We start from the raw sequence: 20063 nt of genomic DNA on the forward strand, positions 1-20063 counted from the left end.
GAGGCGACTTTGAGCAATTTTTCGCCGAATCCCGTTGTCGATTGGAACGAATTCGGACTCCGGCCTTCCGACACAAGGAACCCTGTGCAATAAATCTTAGGACATCTGGGGGAAGATGGCAGGCGCACCCAACGAGGTGCGCGTTACAGGACAGAAAACGGGACAGGCTTTCCGATGAACGACGTACGCTCTGGCGGGCTCACCCGCCGCGGCCTTTTGCAGGCCTTCGCCGCGACGACCATCACCGCCGCACCAACGTTCGCAAACGCCGCAGGGTTCCTGCGGGGCGGTGGTGATATCCGACGCATCAAGATGTACTCCGCGCGCACTGGTGAGCGGCTGGACATGATCTACTGGGTAGACGGCGATTATATCGCCGACGCCGTGAACGAGATCAATTTCTTCATGCGGGACTGGCGGAACAACAAGGTCAAAGGCATCGATCTGCGCACGATCGACATCATGGCCGCTTCGCACAACCTGCTCGATGCCGATGAGCCTTACCTGCTGATCTCCGGCTACCGCAGCCCCGAAACCAACACGATGCTTCGCAGCCGGTCTTCGGGCGTGGCGAAGAATTCGCGCCACCTTCGCGGCGAGGCGGCGGATCTTCGACTGAACTCCCGCTCCGTGAACCAGATGGCCAAGGCAGCCGCGGCATGCCGCGCCGGCGGTGTCGGTCGCTACTCGGGATCGAACTTCGTGCATATGGATTGCGGGCCCGTGCGAAGCTGGGGCAGCTGACAGCGCGCGGCAATCATACCCGTCCTCACGAAGGCGGGTCGGAAACAAGGCACCTTCGGGTGCCTTTTTCGTGTCCGAAGCACAGATGCCAGTGCAGAAAGACAGCCTGCCCCGAAGGCAGTCATGTCTTGTCAGTACCGTGAGAAAAGTGGCGCGGTTGACGGGGCTCGAACCCGCGACCCCCGGCGTGACAGGCCGGTACTCTAACCAACTGAGCTACAACCGCGCAATGCGCCTCGGGGCACTCATGGGGACAGCGTGGCGCGGTTGACGGGGCTCGAACCCGCGACCCCCGGCGTGACAGGCCGGTACTCTAACCAACTGAGCTACAACCGCCCGCTGCCCGCCCGGTGCCCCCGGGCGTGCCGCGCGTTCTAGGCGGGTGCCGCGATGCCGTCAAGCAGTTTCGGAAGCAGAACGGAGGCATTTTTCCGGTCAGGCATTAGGCTGTCCGAAACCTGCTTTTGTCATGTTTGAAACGGGTGCGCGCGCCCTCACCTTACCAGACCGCGGTCCTAAAGTCGTATGATGACGCAACGAATATCCTTTAAAGACAACGTTCATCCCCATATCACGTTAGTTATTGTTTTTGGTAAATAAACAGCAGCCAGGTTTGCTTAGTGTTCGCCATTGTTCATAAACGTATTCGGCTGGTCGATAGCTTTGGCTCCCGTATAGATACCACGATCAATCGGCTCTTTATTGTCGTCCTGTCTCGCAGGGGCATGCCGTTCTTCGTGTTGTGTGCGTTGCTTCTGCACTTGATGGACCCTGCGGCCTTCGGAGCCTCTTTCTCCGCTGGAATCGCGCTTGTCCTCTATATGGCCATGACGGCGGTGGCAGTTGCCACGTTTCTTTTCGTCCTCGCGGGATTGCGCGCGCTCTTCGGCCCGAGCTTGCCGCGGTTGCCGACCTTGTGTCTCAGCTTGCCGATCGCAATGCTCGCGGCGCTTGGCGGGCAGGTCATTGTCCTGATCTTTGCCGCCTCCCCCACGAATATCTTCACGACGATGAATGTCGTGCAATTTCTCGTACTTGCGATCCTGTACGACAGCCTCTTCTTCATCTACGCCTATCCCGACTACGCGCGGCGTCACTTCGCACGGCCGCAAGCATCTGAACCACGACCAGCTGCGACAACCCCGGTACCGGAGATCACAGCGACGCCCGAATGCCGCGAGGTCATCATCGGCAGCGATCGCTTCGGCCTCCACGAGATCCTGATGCTGGAGGCGCGCGAACACCACGTGGAGATCACGCTCGACGGACGCTCGATGACGCGGCGCGCCCGGCTTGGCGACATCATCGCCCAGACCCGCGAGGATGAGGGCGTGCAGCCACACCGGTCTTTCTGGGTGGCTCGCCGCGCCATCGGCACGGTGCGGCGCGAGGGATCGCGGCACATCATGGTGCTGGCGAACGGCCAGACCGTGCCGATTGCACGCACCCGGCTCGACACGGTCCGTGCCTGGATCGAATGTCACGCCGGGGACCACCTCGAACAGAGGTGAACATTCTGTCGCGTTGCCCCGCAACGCAAGGCGACTAGCTGAACCCTGCAAGGACAGGAGACCGCCGGGCACATGCTATCCGCAACCGATATCCGAAAAGGATACGCGACCCGCGAGGGCCGGATCGACGTCTTGCGCGGCGTCTCGCTGGAAGTCCAACCGGGCGAGGCCGTGGCCCTCACCGGGGAAAGCGGCTCGGGCAAGAGCACTCTCATGCATTGTCTAGGCTGCCTCGACAGCCTCGACGCCGGTGATGTGACGCTCGCCGGCACCCGGCTCGACGGCCTCGGCGAAGCCGAACGCGCCGAGATCCGCCGCGACCGGATCGGCGTTGTCTTCCAGAGCCTGAACCTCATTCCGTCGCTCGACGTCCGGCAGAACCTCGCATTTCAAGCGCGCCTTTCCGGGCGGCTTGATATCGCTTGGATCGAAGAACTGACCGCGCGGCTCGGCCTTGAGGAGTATCTCGACCGCTATCCCGAAGAACTTTCGGGCGGTCAGCAACAGCGCGTTGCCATCGGCCGGGCCGTCGCCAACAGGCCGGAACTGCTGCTGGCCGACGAGCCCACGGGCAATCTCGACGAAGAAACGGCGGAGCGCGTGCTCGACCTGATGCTCGATCTTGCGCGCGAGACCGGCGCGGCCTTCCTCATGGTCACACATTCAGAACGCCATGCCGCGCGCATGGACCGTCAGCTTCATCTCGAACGCGGGCGCATCGCATGACGCGGGCGGGTCTGGTCGCGCTCCTGGCACATTGGCGGCGGCACCCGGTTCAATTGGCAACGCTCCTCATTGGCCTTGCTCTTGCGACCGCGCTCTGGTCGGGCGTGCAGGCGATCAATGCCGAGGCGCGGGCCAGCTACGATCGCGCCGCGGCGACGCTCGGTCAGGACGTGCCGGACCGGCTCGTCTCGTCGGACACGCTCGACCTGGAGGATTTCGCCCGCATCCGTCGCCTGGGTTATCTCGTCAGCCCGCTCGTCGAAGGATGGATCGAGATCGCGGATCAGCAGCTCGAGATTCGCGGCCTCGATCCGCTGACCGCCCCGCCGAGCCTCGGCACGGCGTCCATCGCGGGCGATGAGGCCGCGCTCGACGGACTTCTCTCCGAGACCGGGCTCTTGCTGGTCTCGCCAGAGACGGCGCGCGCGCTCGAAGCGGCCGAAGAGCTGCCGCCCCGCCAAGGCGTTCTGCGAATCGCGCGCGGTCAGGTCGTGACCGACATCGCAACCGCGCAGCGGCTTCTTGGCATCGACACGCTGACCGCCCTCGCCGTCTCCCCGGATCAGCCGTTCGGTCTGCCGGAGATAGCCGGCGCCACGGGTCTCAGCCTCGTCGAGGGAGAAAGCGGAGGCGATCTGGCAGCGCTGACGGAGTCGTTTCACCTCAATCTCACGGCGTTCGGCCTTCTGTCCTTCGCGGTCGGCCTCTTCATCGTGCAAAGCGCCATCGGCCTTGCGTTCGAGCAGCGGCGCGGCACGTTCCGCACCTTGCGGGCGCTCGGAATGCCGCTTCGCCTTCTCATGGCTATTCTGGCGGGCGAGCTGGCCCTGATCGCGCTCCTCGCGGGCGCCGTCGGCGTCGCGCTCGGCTATGCGATCGCGGCGGCGCTTCTGCCGGGCGTTGCCGGCACGCTGCGCGGGCTTTACGGCGCGGATGTCTCGGGGCAGCTCGGCTTCGATCCGCTTTGGGCGGCCTCCGCGCTCGCCATCGCGCTGATCGGCGCGGGGCTGGCGGGCGCGCAGGCTCTGTGGCGGGTTGCGAAGATGCCACTTCTTGCCCCGGCCCAGCCGCGCGCCTGGGCGATGGCCTCCGCGCGAACCTTGCGCCTTCAGGGCGGGCTCGCAGCGCTCTTGCTGGCGACAAGCGGGATGCTCGCGGCTTGGGGAGACGGGCTGATCGCGGCCTTCGCCTGTCTTGCAGCGCTCCTGATCGGCGCGGCACTGGGCCTGCCCGCCTGCCTGATCGGCGCACTCCGCGCGGCAGATCCGCTGGCGCGCGGCCCGGTCTCTGAATGGGTTCTGGCCGATGCGCGCCAGCAGGTTCCGGCGTTGTCGCTGGCACTGATGGCGCTGCTTCTCGCGCTTGCAGCCAATGTCGGCGTCGGCACGATGGTCGGCTCCTTCCGAACGACCTTCGACGTCTGGCTCGACCAGCGGCTGGCCTCTGAGGTCTATGTCACCGCGCGCACCCCCGCCGAAGCGGACGAGCTGCGCGCCTTTGTTGAGCCCTACGCGGATGCGGTCCTGCCGATCTGGTCGGTGGATGTCACGCTCGCGGGCCAGCCCGGCGAGGTCTTCGGCGTCGCGGACCACCCGACCTATCGCGACAACTGGCCGCTTCTTACCGCTGAACCTGACGTTTGGGACCGGATCGCCGCGGGCGAGGCCGCGCTCATCAACGAGCAGCTCTGGCGGCGCGAGGAGATCGCGCTCGGTGACGCCATTGCACTCGCGCCCGGCTGGTCCCTGCCTGTCGCGGGGGTCTATTCCGATTATGGCAACCCCGCGCCTCAGGCGATGGTCGGGCTCGAGGCGCTTGGCGCGCGCTTCCCGGATCGCCCGCGCCTGCGGTTCGCGGTACGGATCGCGCCCGACGAGGCGCCGGCACTGGTGCAGGCCATCCGCGACGAGTTCGACCTGCCGCCCGGCAATGTTGTGAACCAGGCGGATGTGAAAGAGCTGTCACTGCGCGTTTTCGACCAGACGTTCCTTGTGACGGGCGCTCTCAACGTGCTGACGCTCGGTGTTGCGGGCTTTGCCATTCTGACGAGCCTCCTGACGCTTTCGACCCTGCGTCTGCCGCAGCTCGCGCCGGTCTGGGCGCTCGGGCTTCGCCCCGGCACGCTCGGCAAGCTCGAGGTCGCGCGCACGGCGCTCCTCGCGCTTCTGACCTGGCTGCTCGCCATTCCTGTCGGACTATGCCTCGCCTGGGTGCTGCTGGCCCGCGTCAATGTCGAAGCCTTCGGCTGGCGCTTGCCGATGCTTTATTTCCCAGGCGAATGGCTCTGGCTGGGGCTGGCCGCCCTGATCGCGGCCTGCCTTGCCTGCCTCTGGCCTGTGATCCGCCTCAATCGCCTGCCTCCGTCCCGCCTCGTGAGTGTTTTTGCAAATGATCGCTAGAGTTCTGATCCTGCCCCTCCTCCTCGCCGCCCCGGCCTATGGCCAAGGCTTCGCTGGGCTCGGAACCGAGGCCGGCGATTTCGGTAGGGTTACGCCGGATCGGTCGCTCGAGTTTCCGAAGGACCATCTGCCCCACCCCGCCTTCCGAATCGAATGGTGGTATCTCACCGCCAATCTCGAAGCTGCGGACGGCACGGAGTACGGTGTGCAATGGACACTGTTCCGGTCGGCACAGCGGCCGCTCACATCAGAGGGGTGGGAAGCGGATCAACTCTGGATGGGTCATGCCGCGCTGACCTCGGCTGACACGCATCTCGTGGCGGAGCGGCTGGCGCGCGGCGGGATCGGTCAGGCCGGTGTCGAGGACGCCCCGTTCGAGGCTTTCATCGACGATTGGCATCTGCGCTCCACCGCGCCCGAGGGAGCCGATCCTTTGTCGGAGGTTATGCTCGCTGCGCGTGGCTCCGACTTTTCCTACGCGCTCGACCTCACCGCGTCCGGTCCGCTCGTTCTTCAGGGCGAGGACGGGTATTCGGTTAAATCTCCCGAGGGCCAGGCGAGTTACTATTACTCCCAGCCCTTCTACGAGGTGACTGGGGACATCAGCCTGCCCGAGGGCGCTGTCGCTGTCACCGGGAGTGCCTGGCTTGACCGCGAATGGTCGTCGCAACCTCTGTCGGAGACGCAAAGCGGCTGGGACTGGTTCTCGCTCAATTTCGACAATGGCGCGAAGCTGATGGCGTTCGGGCTGCGGGATACTGAAGGCGGCCACTACAATTCGGCCACCTGGATCGCGCCTGACGGCACGCCGACCCCCTATGGCGACGGGTCTGTAACGCTGACGCCGCTTGGGGAGGCGGATGTCGCCGGGCGGGATATTCCCGTGCGCTGGCGTGTGGAGCTACCCGACGAGGGTCTGAACGTGACCACCGAGCCGCTAAATGCTCAGGCTTGGATGGGCACTCTGTTCCCCTACTGGGAAGGCCCCGTGACGGTCAGCGGCAGCCATTCGGGCCGCGGATATCTGGAGATGACGGGCTACCCCGAACGGACCGAGGCCGGAACGCAATAGCGCCCCGGCCTCGGTCTTGTCTTTGGCGCGAGGTCAGCCGTCGTTGGCGATCGCGTTGTTCAGCTCATTCATGAAGGCCAGTTGCCGCTCGCGGAAATCCGCTTCGGAGATATCCTCATCGAGCTCGGCCAGAGCGTCGCAGTAAAGCGACGTCATGACGGTGAGCTTGCGGGTATATTCCGCGTCCGACAAATCGTTCTCAAGCGAGGCGACCGCGTCTTGCAGCTCGCCTTCCTGAACCGGACCGTCCGCAACCGCGCGCACTGCGTCGCGTGTGCCGTCAGAGACGCCCTCGAGCGAGACGACGGGACAGGCTGCCGTGAGGTCGGTATCTCCGGTCATGTCGAGCTGCGCCACCCCGCGTGCCCGCTCCACGTCGAGCGCGGTGGCCAGGCGCGGCACTTCGTTGCCCCAGGATGCGCGCACGTAATTGGTGACATCCGCGATCTCTTCGTCCGACAGGCTATCGTAGAAGCTCGGCATCTGGCCCCAATCGTTGCGCGGCTCGATCCCCTGCAGCAGAACGTTGATGACGTTGACCGGATTGTCGCCATTCACGCCGCCATTGTTCACAAGGCGCGCCGCGAGCCCGTCGCGGCCCATGCCGTCATCGCCGTGACAGGAGAGGCAATTCCCTTCGTAGATCGCTGCGCCGCGCGCCATCGCATCCTCGCTCAGTTCCGCGACCTCGTCGGCTTCGCCCTCGGGATCATCCTCGGCGCGTTTCAGAATGTAAGCGGAGATCGCCTCCACGTCAGAGCGCTCGGCTTTCGATAGGGAATCCGCGACTTGATACATCGGGCCGAAGGCAGCGAGGCCATCTGGATGCTCATTCGCAAGGTAAGCCGTCAGGGTTTCCTGGTCGAACTTGTTCAGGTGCGAGTCGACGCTGCCCGAGATGTTCGGTGCGTACCAGCCGTCGACCACCGCGCCCTGATAGGCCTGATCCGCGACCGGTCCGCCAATGGAATTGCGCGTCGTGTGGCAAGCGGCGCAATGCGCGACACCCTCGGCCAGGTAGGCACCGCGATTGAGCTGGTCATCCCACTCTTCGCGAGGCTCGTACCGGGCCTCTTCGAAGTAGAGCTCCTTCCAGACCGCCACGCCTTGGCGCACGTTGTACGGGAAAGGAAGCTGGATCGTCTCGACCTCGTTAAAGACCGGCTCGATCGTCTGGTAATAAGCCCAGAGCGCATCGATATCCTCGTCGCTCATCAGCGTGTAGCGATTGTATGGCATTGCCGGATAGAGCGGCCCGCCCTCCTTGTTGACTCCCCGGCGCAGCGCGCCCTCGAAGTCGTCCCGCGTCCAGCCGCCGATGCCCGAAGGCTCGTGCTGGGTGATGTTCGGAGACATGAGCCTGCCAAACGGCGTCAGGATCACGCGGCCACCCGCATAGGGTTCGCCATCGCGCGCCTGGTGGCAGTGGCGGCACCCGGCCATGTTGGACAGGTACTCTCCGCGAGCGACCAGATCGGACTGGTCCGAGGACGACGAGGCGTCGGCGCTCGCCTCCTCCGACTGCGCGAGAGACACGCTCGGAGCGAGCGTGCAAATGCCGGCCATCGCGGCAGCGGCAACGGAAAGACGAAAGGATGTGGACATCGGAACTCCTGCGGATCAGGCGGGGTGACGCCTTAGGAGCTATCGCGCTTGGCGTCCCTGTCCACTTTGTCGGACAAGAATTGTCACGCCGCCATGACAAATCGTGATGACAGGAGGCACCTTTTCAGGCGCCGCCGCGCCCTATCGCTGCGGCAGTCGGACAGCCCCGTCGAGCCGGATCGTCGTGCCGTTGATGTAGGAATTCTCGACGATATGCGCGGCCATCCTCGCATATTCATCGGGCGCGCCGAGCCGCGCGGGGAACGGGATATTGGAAGTGATCGCTTCGGTCGTCTCGGGCGGCAGACCCTGCATCATGGGCGTGTTGAAGAGGCCCGGCGCAATTGCGGCCACGCGGATGCCGAGCTTTGCGAGATCCCGCGCCGCGGGAAGACAAAGCGCCGCGATAGCGCCTTTCGAGGCAGCGTAAGCCGTCTGACCAAGCTGCCCGTCCTCGTAGGCGATGGATGCCGTGTTGATCACGACGCCCCGCTCCTCGCCGAGCGGATCGAGCTCGGACATGGCGCGGGCCGCATGGCTCATCACGTTGTAGGTGCCGAAAAGGTTCACGCGGATCGTCTTTTCGAAGAGATCGAGCGCGAGCTTGCCCTCGCGGCCCACGACCCGCGCCGCGCCCGCGATGCCAGCGCAATTCACCGCAGCGCGCAGGCCGCCCATCTCCGAAGCGACCGTCTCGACAGCCCGGCCCACGGCATCGGCGTCGGTCACGTCCAGCGGGAAGGCGCGTCCGCCGATCTCGGTCGCGACCGCCTCAGCCTGCTCGGCTCCCAGATCGAAGATCGCGACCCGCGCGCCAAGGCTCGCGAAATGGCGCGCCGTCGCCTCGCCGAGGCCGCTGCCTCCACCGGTCACGATCACTGTCTGATTGTCGATCTGCATCGAGGCCTCCGTTATTCGGGGATGAGGAACAGGGTGATGGCCGGGAACATCACGAGGATCGCGACCCGCACGATGTCGGAGCCAACGAACCACAAGACCGCGCGATAGGTCGCGGTCATCGGCGTCTCCCGGTCCATGCCGTTGATGATGAAGAGGTTCATGCCGACGGGCGGCGTGATGAGCCCGACCTCCACGACGATCAGAACAAGGATTCCGAACCAGATCGCCATATGCTCGGGGCTCATCCCGAAATCGAGCGCGCTGACCGTCGGAAAGAAGATCGGGATGGTCAGAAGGATCATCGACAGGCTGTCCATCAGGCACCCGAAGACGAGGTAGAAGGCGAGGATCATGACCAGCACCGTCCACGGGCTGTAGCCTTGGCTTACCACCCAGTTCGACAGCTCTTGCGGCACCTGCGTGAGCGCAAGAAAGCCGTTGTAGATCGCCGCGCCCAAGATGATGAAGAAGATCATCGCGGTGCTGCGCGCGGTCTGCAGGATGCTGTCGCGGAAGACCGGCCAGGTCAGGCTGCCCGAAAAGAGCGCGATGAGGCCCGTTCCCGCCGCGCCGACCGCCGCGCCCTCGGTCGGGGTGAACCAGCCAAGGTAGATGCCGCCCACCACGAGGCCGAACACGATCAACACGGGCCATACGTTCAGGAGGGCGCGCAGACGGTCGGACATCGGCACGGCCGGCCGCGTGCCCGCCGCGTCGGGGTTGAGCCGGACGTAGATCGAGATCGTGATCATGTAGCCGATTGCGGCCAGAACGCCCGGAATGAAGGCAGCGACAAAGAGCTTGGCGATGTTCTGCTCGGTCAGGATCGCGTAGATCACAAGGATCACCGAGGGCGGGATCAGGATGCCGAGCGTGCCGCCTGCCGCCAGCGTCGCCGTCGAAAAACCGCCCGAATAGCCGTAGCGCTTGAGTTCGGGCAAGGCGACACGACTCATCGTGGCCGCCGTCGCCAGCGAGGAGCCGCAGATCGCACCGAACCCCGCGCAGGCCCCGACCGCCGCCATCGCAACGCCCCCTTTCCGGTGCCCGAGCCAGCTTTCCGCGGCCTTGAAAAGCGCCGAAGACATGCCCGAGAGGGTCGCGAACTGCCCCATCAAGAGAAACATCGGGATGATGGAGAGCGAATAGCTCGAAAAGGTCGTGTAGGTCTCGGTCTTGAGGCGCGACAGGAACATGCCCGTCGAGCCCAGCGCGAAATAGAGCCCGCCGATCCCGCAGAGAAACATCGCGAGCCCGATCGGCGCCCGCAAGAAGATCATGAGCAAAAGGATTGGAAAGGACGCAAAGCCCAGCTCGAGCATCGACATGAGCTCAGAGCCCTCCGCTGTCTGTCATCAGAACGCGGCCCGTCGCGGCTTCGCGCAGGCGTGCATAGGCGCACCAGAGCGCAACGATCGAAGCGACGAGGGCCGCGGCGAAGCTCGCCGCGTAGGACCACCAGATCGGGAATTGCAGCATGAAGGTCGTCTCGCCATTGGCGATCTTGCCCTCCATGCCGACGCCCAGCCGCCAGGTGATGAGCAGGATCGCAGCGCTGAGCGCGCATTCCCAGAAGGCCGCGATCCAGCGCTGGACCGCTTGCGGCAGAGCGGAGGTGAAGACATCGACCACCGCATGCGCCCCGGAGAGCTGGCAGATCGGAAGAAAGGCGAAGATGGCGAAAGCGACGCCCGCTTCAACCAGCTCGAAATCGCCGTTGATCGGGCCGACACCGCTCGCGATGAGCGCATCTCCGAGGCCGCCGGGCAAAAACCCCGAATGGCCCAGCGTGTTGAGCCCGCGCCCGAAGATGCTCAGGCAGGCGAGGATGACGACCAGCGTCAACACCAGCCCGCCCAGCACCGCCGTGCCGCGCGCGAGACGTTCGATCCCAGCCTTCATGCAGGCTCCCTCTGCCGCGAGATGCCGGAGCGCGCGCCGTGCGCTCCGGTCCGCCTGTCGGGCTTACTCGCTTTCCTCGGCGATGAGCTCTGCCGCGCGGTCGCGCAGTGCCGAGCCATCCATGCCGTTCTCGTCCATCTCGGCAACCCAGGCATCGGTCACGGCCTGACCCGCTTCCTTCCAGCGCTCCAGCTCCTCGCCCGAGATCTCGATGATGTTCGCGCCGGCCTCGATCGCGGCATCACGCGGACCCGCGTCGTCTTCCTGCATCTGGGCACCTGCGAACCCGGAGAATTCCAGTCCGGAATTCTGGTCGATCACCGCTTTGAGATCGTCGGGCAGTGCATCGTAGCGATCCTGGTTCATCGCGAAAATGAAGGTCGTGGTGTAAAGTGTCTCGTCGCCGAAGGTCGTATGGTTGTCGACCAGCTCGTTGACCCGCAGCGCGCCCGTGACTTCCCACGGGATCACCGCGCCATTGACGACGCCTTTGGAGAGCGCCTCGGGGATCGCCGGAACCGGCATACCGACCGTGGTCGCGCCGAGTTCGGAAAAGAGCCGCGTGGTCAGGCGAGTCGGCGCGCGCAGCTTCATGCCGTTGAGATCATCGAGCGTTTCGACGGGCGTTTCGGAATGGATCACGCCAGGCCCGTGGACCCAGAGCCCCAGCACTTTGAAATCGGCAAAGTCCTGATCCATCATGGTTTCTTCGGCGAGCCGCCAATAGGCGCGGGACACAGGGCCGGCATCGGTCATGGTAAACGGCAGCTCGAACACCTCGGCGCGTGGAAAGCGACCGGGCGTGTAACCCGCGACGGTCCAGATCACGTCCGCCACGCCATCGACCACCTGGTCGATCAGCTCCGGCGGCGTGCCGCCAAGCTGCATGGAGGGAAAGCGCTGCACGGTGATCCGCCCACCGGAATCCTCTTCCACGCTGTCGGCCCAGACATCGAGCACGTTCTTCGGCACGTTGGCCTGTGCCGGCAGGAACTGGTGCAGGCGCAGCGTCACGTCCTGGGCGAATGCGGGCATCCCGAGCGTCGTGCCGAGCGCGGCAGCGCCCAGGACCGAAAGCATTCGGCGGCGATTGGTAAACATGGTTCTCTCCTCCCTTGCCATGTTGCGTCCCGCTCAATGCGCGCGGGCGATGGCTTATGGAGAGAAAGTGTTAGTCAGCCGGCCTATGCTCCGCAAATGATTATTTCGTGGTCGCAAACGACAAGCGGCCGACGGGAATCTCGCCGGCCGCTGCTGAAACTATGCGAGTTAACGCTCGATCAGCTATCGGAATTCTCGGTTCCGCCGGTCGAGGCCGAGGTCGGCTCGCCGTCAGGACCGTAGAAGACGATACGCGTTCCTTCCTGAAGGTCAGCCTGCAGCTCGCCATAGGCTTGCTGGCGCACCTGCTGTTCGATTTGCGGGCGGACGTCCTCAAGCGGCGGCAGCTCGGTCTCGGAATTGGCCGCGATCTCGTCATAGGTGTTCTGAACCGCGTCATCCGTCACTGCCGAGTCGAGTTCGCGCTGCAGATAGACGCGGACCATCGCGTCCTCGTTCTGCATCTGCTCGTTCTCTTCGGTCATCGCCTGAACGTCTTCGTCCTCGGACAGACCATCGGCTTCAGCCGCATCGAGCAGCATCTGGCGCATGATGAGCTGCTGAACCGCCATCGGCACAAGGCGCTCCTGAGGTTGCTGGCGCATCTCCTGCGGCATCGCGGCGATCATCGCCATGACATCGCCTTGCGTGATCTCGGTGTCATCGACCGTCACGATCAGGCGCTCGGGATCCGCGCTGCCGCCTTCGGCCGTCGCGTTGTCGCCGGACTGGGCCATGTCCGAGCTGCCGTTGCTCGACGCCTCGTTGCCCTGCCCGTCCGTCGCCGGTGCTTCGGCATTGTCGACGGTGTCTTCCAACTCGCTGGACGTGCCGTTGTCGGAGCCGGTCGCATCCTGGCTCTGCGCGTAGGCAGCCGTCGAGAAGATGAGTGCGAGCGCCGTCACGGGCGCGGTGATGCCTGTCTTGATACGCATAAGTCCTCCTTTGGGGTTCGCTGCGATCACGAAGACAACGAAGCGCGAAAAGCGTCGTTCCATTACAACCAGTCAACCTTGACGCAATCGGAACGCGTGCGCCGGATACCGCCTAAACACCCAAGAACAGTCAGAATTACAACCTTAGGAAGATTTTTTGAAACTAGCACAACTTAAGATTCGTGGTTTGGACTGTGGGGGCTGAGATCATGGAGAAAAACCATGCTTAGTCGATTGAGATCTACAAGTTCCGGAATTGCCGTTGCCTTGGCCGCGTCACTCTGCGCGACTGGTGCGGCCCGCGCCGATGGTCTCGGCATTTCAGCCAATGTCGGCCTTGGAGGAGACAAGGGCATCTCGGCGGATGTCGATGTCGGCTTGGGAGGCTCGAACGGAGTGAATGCCGGCGTCGATGCCTCTGTCGGAGGCGGCAGCGTCGCGGACGCGGATGTCGATGCCTCCGTCGGCGGCGGCAACGGCGTGAATGCCGATGCCGACGCCACGGTCGGGGGCGGCAGTGTCGCCGATGCGGATGTCGGCGTATCGATCGGCGGATCAGGCGGTTCTGAAGACCCGGATGACGGCTCTGGTGGGTCCGGCGGCGGCTCGGACGGCTCCGGCGGCGGCTCTGATGCGCCTGGCGGCGGCCAGAACGACACCGACATGGACAACGCCGTGACCCGCAACTCGATGGACGAGAGCTCGACGCCGGTGCGTCGCGGCCTTCCGCCGGAGATCGCGGGTATTATCGGCATGCCGGTCTTCACCGCGGACGATGCGTTCATCGGAACCGTTCAGTCAGCGACGGGCGATATGCTCACGATCGATCTGCGCCGTGGCGGCACGATGGAGCTGATCGGCGGCGTTGCACGCACGAGCGATCAGGGCGTTTTCCTGATGGCAAGTCGCGCGCAGCTGGCCGACTACCTGACACGGAGATCGGTACGGTTGTCCATCCGGTGAAGTATCGCCGCGCCGAACGCGATTGACAGTAATGCCGGGCCTGCGGGCTCGGCATCTCACGGCTTTCACGTTGCGGAGGCGGAATGGTGGGTGATGAGAGACTCGGAACACCCACTTTAGCCTAGAACGCCATATTTCATTGTATTATTGGAATTATCTAGCGCGCATTGCTGGGTTTTTGCTATACATTTTGAGCGAGCCTGCTATACATTTGCCCAAAATTAGGTCCCTTTGTGGGCGAGATTTCAAGGCGGATTCCATGGCAAAAGTGAAGTATGTAACGCGCGCGAAAGATGGCCTCTACCGATACAATCGGCGCGTTCCAGATGACTGCCAGAAGGCTCTGAGGAAGCGCTTGTGGAACCTGTCGCTAGGCCGGGACTACGACGCGGCGGTACAGCGGGCGGCGAGCCTCCGCCGAGAACATGATGGGATCATCGCCCGACTGCGCGACCCCGCGTCAGCGGGGGATGAGAAGGTTCGACTCGGCACCGCGCGGACCTCTGCGCGCATCGCCGAGTTAGAAAACCGGGACGCGCCGGAAGCTATCGAGGGCGAAGAAGGATCGGTAGAAGAGACACTTGGCGCTCTTTGGCGTCGCATTCCAGATGAAATGACCAGCGCCCAAGACGATCCAAATGAGTACAAACAGCTCGTCATGATGCAGGCGCTCGCCTTCGGTGACGATAGTCGTTCGGGAGGGCAGACGATTCAGCTTCCCCCGCCAACGGCGACTGTTGAGCGGATGCAATACGACGCTTATCGAGCGATGCTCACGCAGCGACTGGAGCAACTAGCCCCCCTGCCCGATCACACACCGCCAGAGATGCGGATTTCGGCCCTGATTGAACAATACATCAAGGTGCAAGCACTACGTCCGAACACTGCGCGCTCATATCGACACATGGTTGAGCGCCTCGTGCGCGCTCACGGAGATCACGGCCTTAGGGTCTATGACCGCGATAAATTGCGGCAACACCGCGACGCTCTGGAAGCAGACCCGGCGATAAGCACGCAGTCGGTTGAAAAGCATTTTGCCCCGCTTAAAGCGCTCTGGCGGTGGGCGGCGGATGAGTACGACGAACTGGCGGAGCTTCAATTCCCGCGCGTTCGCCTGTCCAAGCGCGATACTACCGTAGAGGAGTCTCGATGGCAGGCATTCAATGATGATGAGGTAAAGCTGGTCTGGAAGGCGCTAAATGAGGCTTGGGGGCCGGACAGCAAGAGCCGCATTCGGCCCCGTCGCCGGAAATCTTTCCTGATGGCCGTACGCGTAATGCTCTACACCGGGATGCGTCCTGCCGAAGTATTCCAACTGAAGACAGGCGATGTCGAGAACGGCGTCTTGATGATCCGGCGGACGAAAACCACGCCGCGCAAGCTACCCATATCCAAGCACATATCGGACCTCCCCGACTTTCTCGAAAAGGGCGGCTTCGAGCGAGAACGGGAATCGAAGACAATCGCCGTTACCATGTCCGACAACTTCACTAAGGTGATACGCGCTGCCGGTCTCAAGAATGACCGACACGTACTCTACAGCCTTAAGGACACGCTAGTGGATCGCCTACAGCGACAAGACGGAATGACCGACGATATCATCCGAGGCATCATCGGACACGTTATAGGACAAGGCAAACTGAGGCACTACAAGACACCTTTCGGCGAAACACAACACGGTCGCGCCGCAATGAAGAAGGCGCTCGACGCAATCGAATACTGGTAGCCACCAGCCACACACCGCGCGCACATATTTGAATTTAAAATTCAGGACGAAATCCCAATTAGTAAAAGGAGAAGCCCCTGCATAGCTTCGGTAGTCGCGCATTTGGCAACGATACACCCTACTATGCTTCGATGGCACCACTCTCCTTGATCAAGAAAGCAGTACCTTTATGCGATACTACTACCAGCCCAAAGACCTCCCCAATGAACTACGGAAATACTGTGAAGAGTGGAGTACGGGCACCAGATTTATGCATCCTTTTCGCTTTGACCGCCTTCCCTTCTGCAGCGAAACAGATATCCTCACAGAAATAAGCGAACAAGAGAACAAGTTTTCAATGGCCATCAATGAAATGGAGTGGACAGAAGCTCTTTATCTGGTTGAAGGCTGGCGGTATAGATTCCAATATTTGATCCAATCAATTGAGCCCAAGATACCAAGAGATGAAGATGGAGACCGCATTTATTGGACACTCTTTTTCGAAGCATTCCGCAATAGCACAAACCATTTTCGACAAGAAATCTATATACTTCAAGCGCTCAACTGTCAGCGGAGCAACAAACACGAAACTCTAAACGGTAAAGATCATGCAACATTCAGAAAATTACAAGGCCCGATTACTGGCTGGCGCGGGGTGAATGCTCCGACAGAGACCGAAGCTACAGAATATATTAAGAGTGGCTTTTCTTGGAGCATCTGCAAGACTAAAGCCGAGTGGTTCTCAAGAAGATGCACAGAGCAAGATGGAAATGCATTTATAGCGCACGCCCAAATAGAAAAAAATGAAATTGAGGCATATTTTCCAAGTGCCGGGGAGGGAGAATTTATTGTAATACCATCAAAGAAAAGACAAGTTTATTTTGAAGAGTTGTAAAACAATTTCCAAGACTGCATCAGCCAATCCAAGGAAATTGGGGCCAAAAATCCTGCAGCTAGTTCACCGATACATGGCACAGGCTACATCAGTCATTACCTTTCTCACAAAGAGCCGGACTCCACTTCTTAGCGACCAATACGATAGACCGATCTTGCACGAATAGCGGCTAACCTCGCGCACCCGACACTCCGGCCCGCATCGCTTCAAATTCTTAAAGGGCCCGCCCTTCCGGCGGGCCTTTTTTCTTGCCTGAAACCCCGCGTCAGCGGGGCTCGCGACCACCGAGCCAAGGACACCCGAATCAGACCGTGACCCTCTACAAATTTGCGCAGTTTCAGAATTTGTGATAGCTTGCAACCATAAAGTGACGGATTTAGCAAAATTTCCCGAAAATTGAGGCAAGACAAGTGTATATCTCAACTGAAGAATATGCGGACGCCGCTAGCGTCTCCGATGCGACCGCATTTCGACGCCTGAAGGGGCTTCCTTATCGCATCCCGACGCGTGGGCGTGGGCGAAAGCATTTTCCGCTCGCTGCCGCGGTCATGACCTTGAAGGGCAAAGAAGTGGATTCTGGGGCCGTCGACGCCCTGACAGAGGCCGCGCGCGACCTCTTCGGGCATGATCTGTACATCGAGCCCGAAGCGCTTCCTATGGCGCACTCATTCGCGGAATGGCTTCCGTCTGAGACCATGCGCGCTCGACTGCGGGCCGCACAGAATTTTTTCACTGTCGCCGTCGCAAATAGCCGTCTGTGCACCCCGGCCATCGTTCGAAATCTCAGTCCTCTTCGCGAGCTTTTCGCTCTGTGTCCGCCCGTCCTCGTGTGGGTACTGACCGGGGGTGAGGCACCCGACATTGACTACATCGCGCCCGCCTTCGCCGTTTCTAGCAATGAAGCGGCCCTTGACCAGTATCACACCCCCATGACCATGCAGGAGGCCGCATAATGAGCGACCACACCAATTTTCTGAATATTGTGGACGGCTCTGAAGCAGTCCGCGAACGCTGGGCGGCGCTTGTAAAGCGCACCGTCACCGAAGCCGCACAGCATGGCGTCCAGCTTGAAGCTGATGACGTGCTGAACCTTCGTTCGGCCCGGATCGCCGCCCTTGGCGCGCCTCTGGATGAAGACGAATACGCGGCGGAGCTTCTGAACCTGCCCGCGCTGTCCACTGCCGCTCGCAAGAAGCAGATTGCCGAAGGCGACGAAGAGGCACGGGCGGCGGCAGTCGCGGACCTGAATCGGGGCAAGGACGTCCACCATTCGCACCGTACAGCACATGCAGCGCGGACGCTGTCCGAGGCACGCGAACTCGGCATCGCGACGCCCCTTCCGGAACAGGACGAACGGTCCCGCAACGAACGGCTTGAGGCTTTGAAAGACATCAAAGACCCCGCCGAAAGGCTGTCGCTGGCGAGACGCTGGGGGCTGATCGAATGACATTGGAACAGATCGAAACGGCTGTCCGCGCTCAGCGAGGCAGTTGGAAGCCCCTCTTTCGACGCGCGGGATCAGGGTGGCATTGCATCTTGTACCCGTCTCATATCCTGACCGAGGCCGAATACCAAAAACTGGTCTCTCGCCTGACCGCCCCAAAGAAGTCGCTTGAATTGACAGCGGCTGAACGCAAACGGAACGCCCTTCGTCATCGCGCCGAGAACAACAATGTCTGACTTTGTTGAAGACGGTGTTATGGGCGAAGACGGCTGGGGCTCGCGCTGCTTTAATTCCGCGAACATGTTCGCCTACGTCGCCGACAAGAAAGAGCGGAAGGCCAAGGCCAAACGCGAACAGGCGCGGCGTGAGCGCTGGCAGCGCGCCATGGCGATGCGCGCCGATTGGACACCGGAAGACTTCGCCGCCGAAGAGGCCCGCCTCAGAGCGGAGATCGAAGCTTGGGCGGATCGACGCGATGCAGCGTGACGCCCGCCTCGCCATGGCCCGATACCGGCGGCGGTGCGAGCTTTGGGCCAACGCTCGGCAGGCCTGCCACGACGATGGGACCTTCCGCACCAATATCGGCCCTATCGAGCGCGCAATTGCGCGCATCTTGGCCGAAGAAGTCCCGGCCTAGGGCCGGTCAAGAACAGGCGGCGGCTTCCGTCACATGATGATGGGGGTTGTTTTGGAAAGCGTCCCTCGCTGCCGCCTGCGCCATTACCAACCCCAACGACAGGACAAACAATGCAAACTTTTGCGAACGGGCAGCCCGCCCTCGATAACGACATGATTCAAGAGCTGGCAGATAAGCTCAGTGCGCTTGCCCGCCGGGGCGGCGGACGCGGGATGCGCGTCGAGTTCGGCTGGCTGGCTGATGCACTCGGGCCGCGCATCGCTCGCGCCGCCCTGAAGCGTGCCGGGTTTCGGCGGTGCCCGGAAACGTGGGCCATCGGCGACGGCGACACCCGCCCCGGTCGGTTCACATTTCCCGAGAGCTTCATCGAGCAGATGGAAGAGATCGTGGACGATTACGCGATGTGACATTTCCCAGCGCCACCCTTGGATGGTGTTGCGGAAGAGTCACAGCCACTGTTTCCGGCTTGGGGACAGTGGAGAGGCCGAAAGTCAGCTTGAAGCAGAATAGAGGTAATATAGAACCCCATCCGCGATGGGGAAATCAGCTTCAAGCTGAAAAGGACACGTGCAAATGTTTCTGTCCTCAGATGTGCTAAAATCTCATTAATTTCAGATAGATGACTCCTTTCATGCAGGTGCCTATATTGCCCGGCATCGCAGCAAACAAAGGAGGCGAGAAAATGAACGTATTCAACTTTGACGATAGTGACCGCGAGACGGCGCTTATTCTTCTGACTGACCTCATGTCCCGAACTGCCCTGCGTTGGGAAACGGTAGGAAGGCGGCGCGAACTGAACCGGCTGGCTTTAAAAGTGGCTGACCTGACCGGCGAAAGCGAGGCGGCGTAATGGGTAAGCGAAAGGAACTCAGAAAGCACCTTGGCGCGCGTCTCGGCGTGACCGCGACCGTGGCGCGGTTCGGGATTAAGAACGGATACAAGGGGCCGGAGCCGACGATCTTGCTCAAGAACGTTCAAGACGCGGATGGCAACACTCTGACCGATCATCTTTGGTTCAAAAAGGGCAAGAGTTGGGATGCAGCCCAGCCCGGTTGCAAGGTCAGCTTTTCGGCCCGTGTCGACTCCTACGTCAAGGGCTATCAGGGGCACCGCTGGGACGTCGAACGCACTCAAGAAACCGATTATCGGCTGGTCTACCCGACGAAAGTGCAGGTGACGCAGGCGGAAAAGGAGGTGGCGTAATGGAAAACGACGCGACCATCGAAGCCGCTCGCACTGCCCTTGTGGCTATGAACTGGGACGGCTTCGACCCGCGCCCAGTGGCAGGCCTGATTTTTGCGATCACCGACGAACTGGAAGCGGCAGGACATTCCCGCAGGGACGTGACGCTGATGCTCAGGAAGATGAGTGAGCTGTTACCCGAGTTGTAAACTTCCCTCGACCGGTGAAGGCCCGCGTTAGCGGGACGGCTCTGCCGTCGGTGCTGCGGGCTTCACAACAAATATACGGGGCGGCAGGCTTGTCTGTTTTCTGCTGCCGCCCGTCGTCTCACAGGATGAGGCC

The 20063-nt window shown here is 62.0% G+C and carries 21 protein-coding genes and 2 tRNA genes; 15 read left to right on the forward strand and 8 right to left on the reverse strand.

Annotated features, from left to right (window positions below; genetic code table 11):
- The first annotated feature begins 174 nt into the window (after nucleotides 1–174).
- Nucleotides 175–744, forward strand: coding sequence for a peptidoglycan L,D-endopeptidase MepK (gene mepK / locus BM171_RS13830; protein WP_093013535.1), 570 nt, complete (start codon nucleotides 175–177; stop codon nucleotides 742–744).
- A gap of 149 nt (nucleotides 745–893) precedes the next feature.
- Here mepK and BM171_RS13835 read toward each other — a convergent pair.
- Both BM171_RS13835 and BM171_RS13840 read right to left on the reverse strand, forming a co-directional pair.
- Nucleotides 894–970: transfer RNA gene (locus tag BM171_RS13835), tRNA-Asp, on the reverse strand.
- Between the two features lie 33 nt (nucleotides 971–1003).
- Nucleotides 1004–1080, reverse strand: a tRNA-Asp gene (locus tag BM171_RS13840).
- Between the two features lie 389 nt (nucleotides 1081–1469).
- Between BM171_RS13840 and BM171_RS13845 the strand changes: the two genes are divergently transcribed.
- From BM171_RS13845 to BM171_RS13860, 4 genes are all read left to right on the forward strand, one after another.
- On the forward strand, nucleotides 1470–2255 hold the full coding sequence (locus BM171_RS13845; protein WP_093013538.1) for a LytTR family DNA-binding domain-containing protein: 786 nt from the start codon (nucleotides 1470–1472) through the stop codon (nucleotides 2253–2255).
- A 72-nt stretch (nucleotides 2256–2327) separates the two neighbouring features.
- The gene (locus BM171_RS13850; RefSeq protein ID WP_093013541.1) at nucleotides 2328–2981 is read left to right on the forward strand and encodes an ABC transporter ATP-binding protein; all 654 of its coding nucleotides are present in this window, start codon (nucleotides 2328–2330) and stop codon (nucleotides 2979–2981) included.
- Complete coding sequence (locus tag BM171_RS13855; RefSeq protein WP_093013543.1) at nucleotides 2978–5380, forward strand: FtsX-like permease family protein; 2403 nt, start codon at nucleotides 2978–2980, stop codon at nucleotides 5378–5380. Before BM171_RS13850 ends, BM171_RS13855 begins: the two co-directional genes overlap by 4 nt.
- On the forward strand, nucleotides 5370–6452 hold the full coding sequence (locus BM171_RS13860) for a lipocalin-like domain-containing protein (protein ID WP_093013546.1): 1083 nt from the start codon (nucleotides 5370–5372) through the stop codon (nucleotides 6450–6452). The genes BM171_RS13855 and BM171_RS13860 overlap by 11 nt, the downstream gene beginning before the upstream one ends.
- A gap of 33 nt (nucleotides 6453–6485) precedes the next feature.
- Here the strand turns inward: BM171_RS13860 and BM171_RS13865 are convergent, their stop codons facing one another.
- From BM171_RS13865 to BM171_RS13890, 6 genes are all read right to left on the reverse strand, one after another.
- Nucleotides 6486–8057, reverse strand: coding sequence for a cytochrome c (locus BM171_RS13865; RefSeq protein ID WP_093013548.1), 1572 nt, complete (start codon nucleotides 8055–8057; stop codon nucleotides 6486–6488).
- A 141-nt stretch (nucleotides 8058–8198) separates the two neighbouring features.
- Nucleotides 8199–8957 (reverse strand): SDR family oxidoreductase, encoded by a 759-nt coding sequence (locus BM171_RS13870; protein WP_093013551.1) that lies wholly within the window; start codon nucleotides 8955–8957, stop codon nucleotides 8199–8201.
- An 11-nt stretch (nucleotides 8958–8968) separates the two neighbouring features.
- A complete protein-coding gene (locus tag BM171_RS13875) occupies nucleotides 8969–10285 on the reverse strand; it encodes a TRAP transporter large permease (protein WP_093013554.1) in 1317 nt (438 codons plus the stop codon).
- Between the two features lie 4 nt (nucleotides 10286–10289).
- Entirely contained in the window at nucleotides 10290–10859 is a 570-nt protein-coding gene (locus BM171_RS13880; RefSeq protein WP_093013557.1) for a TRAP transporter small permease, read from the reverse strand.
- Between the two features lie 63 nt (nucleotides 10860–10922).
- Nucleotides 10923–11960 (reverse strand): TRAP transporter substrate-binding protein, encoded by a 1038-nt coding sequence (locus BM171_RS13885; RefSeq protein WP_093013560.1) that lies wholly within the window; start codon nucleotides 11958–11960, stop codon nucleotides 10923–10925.
- A gap of 179 nt (nucleotides 11961–12139) precedes the next feature.
- Nucleotides 12140–12895, reverse strand: coding sequence for a SurA N-terminal domain-containing protein (locus BM171_RS13890; RefSeq protein ID WP_093013563.1), 756 nt, complete (start codon nucleotides 12893–12895; stop codon nucleotides 12140–12142).
- Nucleotides 12896–13117: 222 nt separating this feature from the next.
- On the opposite strand from BM171_RS13890, the gene BM171_RS13895 reads away from it, so the two are divergent.
- The 10 genes from BM171_RS13895 (at nucleotide 13118) to BM171_RS13930 (ending at nucleotide 19930) form a co-directional block, all read left to right on the forward strand.
- Complete coding sequence (locus BM171_RS13895) at nucleotides 13118–13858, forward strand: hypothetical protein (protein ID WP_139218706.1); 741 nt, start codon at nucleotides 13118–13120, stop codon at nucleotides 13856–13858.
- A gap of 259 nt (nucleotides 13859–14117) precedes the next feature.
- Entirely contained in the window at nucleotides 14118–15584 is a 1467-nt protein-coding gene (locus tag BM171_RS13900) for a DUF6538 domain-containing protein (protein WP_093013568.1), read from the forward strand.
- A 169-nt stretch (nucleotides 15585–15753) separates the two neighbouring features.
- A complete protein-coding gene (locus tag BM171_RS18720; RefSeq protein ID WP_139218707.1) occupies nucleotides 15754–16458 on the forward strand; it encodes a hypothetical protein in 705 nt (234 codons plus the stop codon).
- 410 nt (nucleotides 16459–16868) lie between these two features.
- Entirely contained in the window at nucleotides 16869–17411 is a 543-nt protein-coding gene (locus tag BM171_RS13905; protein ID WP_139218708.1) for a hypothetical protein, read from the forward strand.
- Nucleotides 17411–17905 carry a hypothetical protein gene (locus BM171_RS13910; RefSeq protein WP_093013574.1) on the forward strand — a complete coding sequence of 165 codons (495 nt, stop codon included), beginning with the start codon at nucleotides 17411–17413 and terminating at the stop codon, nucleotides 17903–17905. Before BM171_RS13905 ends, BM171_RS13910 begins: the two co-directional genes overlap by 1 nt.
- Before the next feature lie 225 nt (nucleotides 17906–18130).
- Nucleotides 18131–18388: a hypothetical protein gene (locus BM171_RS13915; protein ID WP_139218709.1), complete on the forward strand. Its 258-nt coding sequence runs from the start codon at nucleotides 18131–18133 to the stop codon at nucleotides 18386–18388.
- Nucleotides 18389–18649: 261 nt separating this feature from the next.
- Nucleotides 18650–18946, forward strand: coding sequence for a hypothetical protein (locus tag BM171_RS13920; RefSeq protein WP_093013580.1), 297 nt, complete (start codon nucleotides 18650–18652; stop codon nucleotides 18944–18946).
- A 275-nt stretch (nucleotides 18947–19221) separates the two neighbouring features.
- Complete coding sequence (locus BM171_RS18990; RefSeq protein ID WP_175497561.1) at nucleotides 19222–19389, forward strand: hypothetical protein; 168 nt, start codon at nucleotides 19222–19224, stop codon at nucleotides 19387–19389.
- The gene (locus tag BM171_RS13925; RefSeq protein ID WP_093013585.1) at nucleotides 19389–19742 is read left to right on the forward strand and encodes a hypothetical protein; all 354 of its coding nucleotides are present in this window, start codon (nucleotides 19389–19391) and stop codon (nucleotides 19740–19742) included. The genes BM171_RS18990 and BM171_RS13925 overlap by 1 nt, the downstream gene beginning before the upstream one ends.
- Nucleotides 19742–19930, forward strand: coding sequence for a hypothetical protein (locus tag BM171_RS13930; protein WP_093013588.1), 189 nt, complete (start codon nucleotides 19742–19744; stop codon nucleotides 19928–19930). The genes BM171_RS13925 and BM171_RS13930 overlap by 1 nt, the downstream gene beginning before the upstream one ends.
- Nucleotides 19931–20063 lie beyond the last annotated feature (133 nt).

The organism is Roseivivax halotolerans, from assembly GCF_900115815.1.
Taxonomy (GTDB): domain Bacteria; phylum Pseudomonadota; class Alphaproteobacteria; order Rhodobacterales; family Rhodobacteraceae; genus Roseivivax; species Roseivivax halotolerans.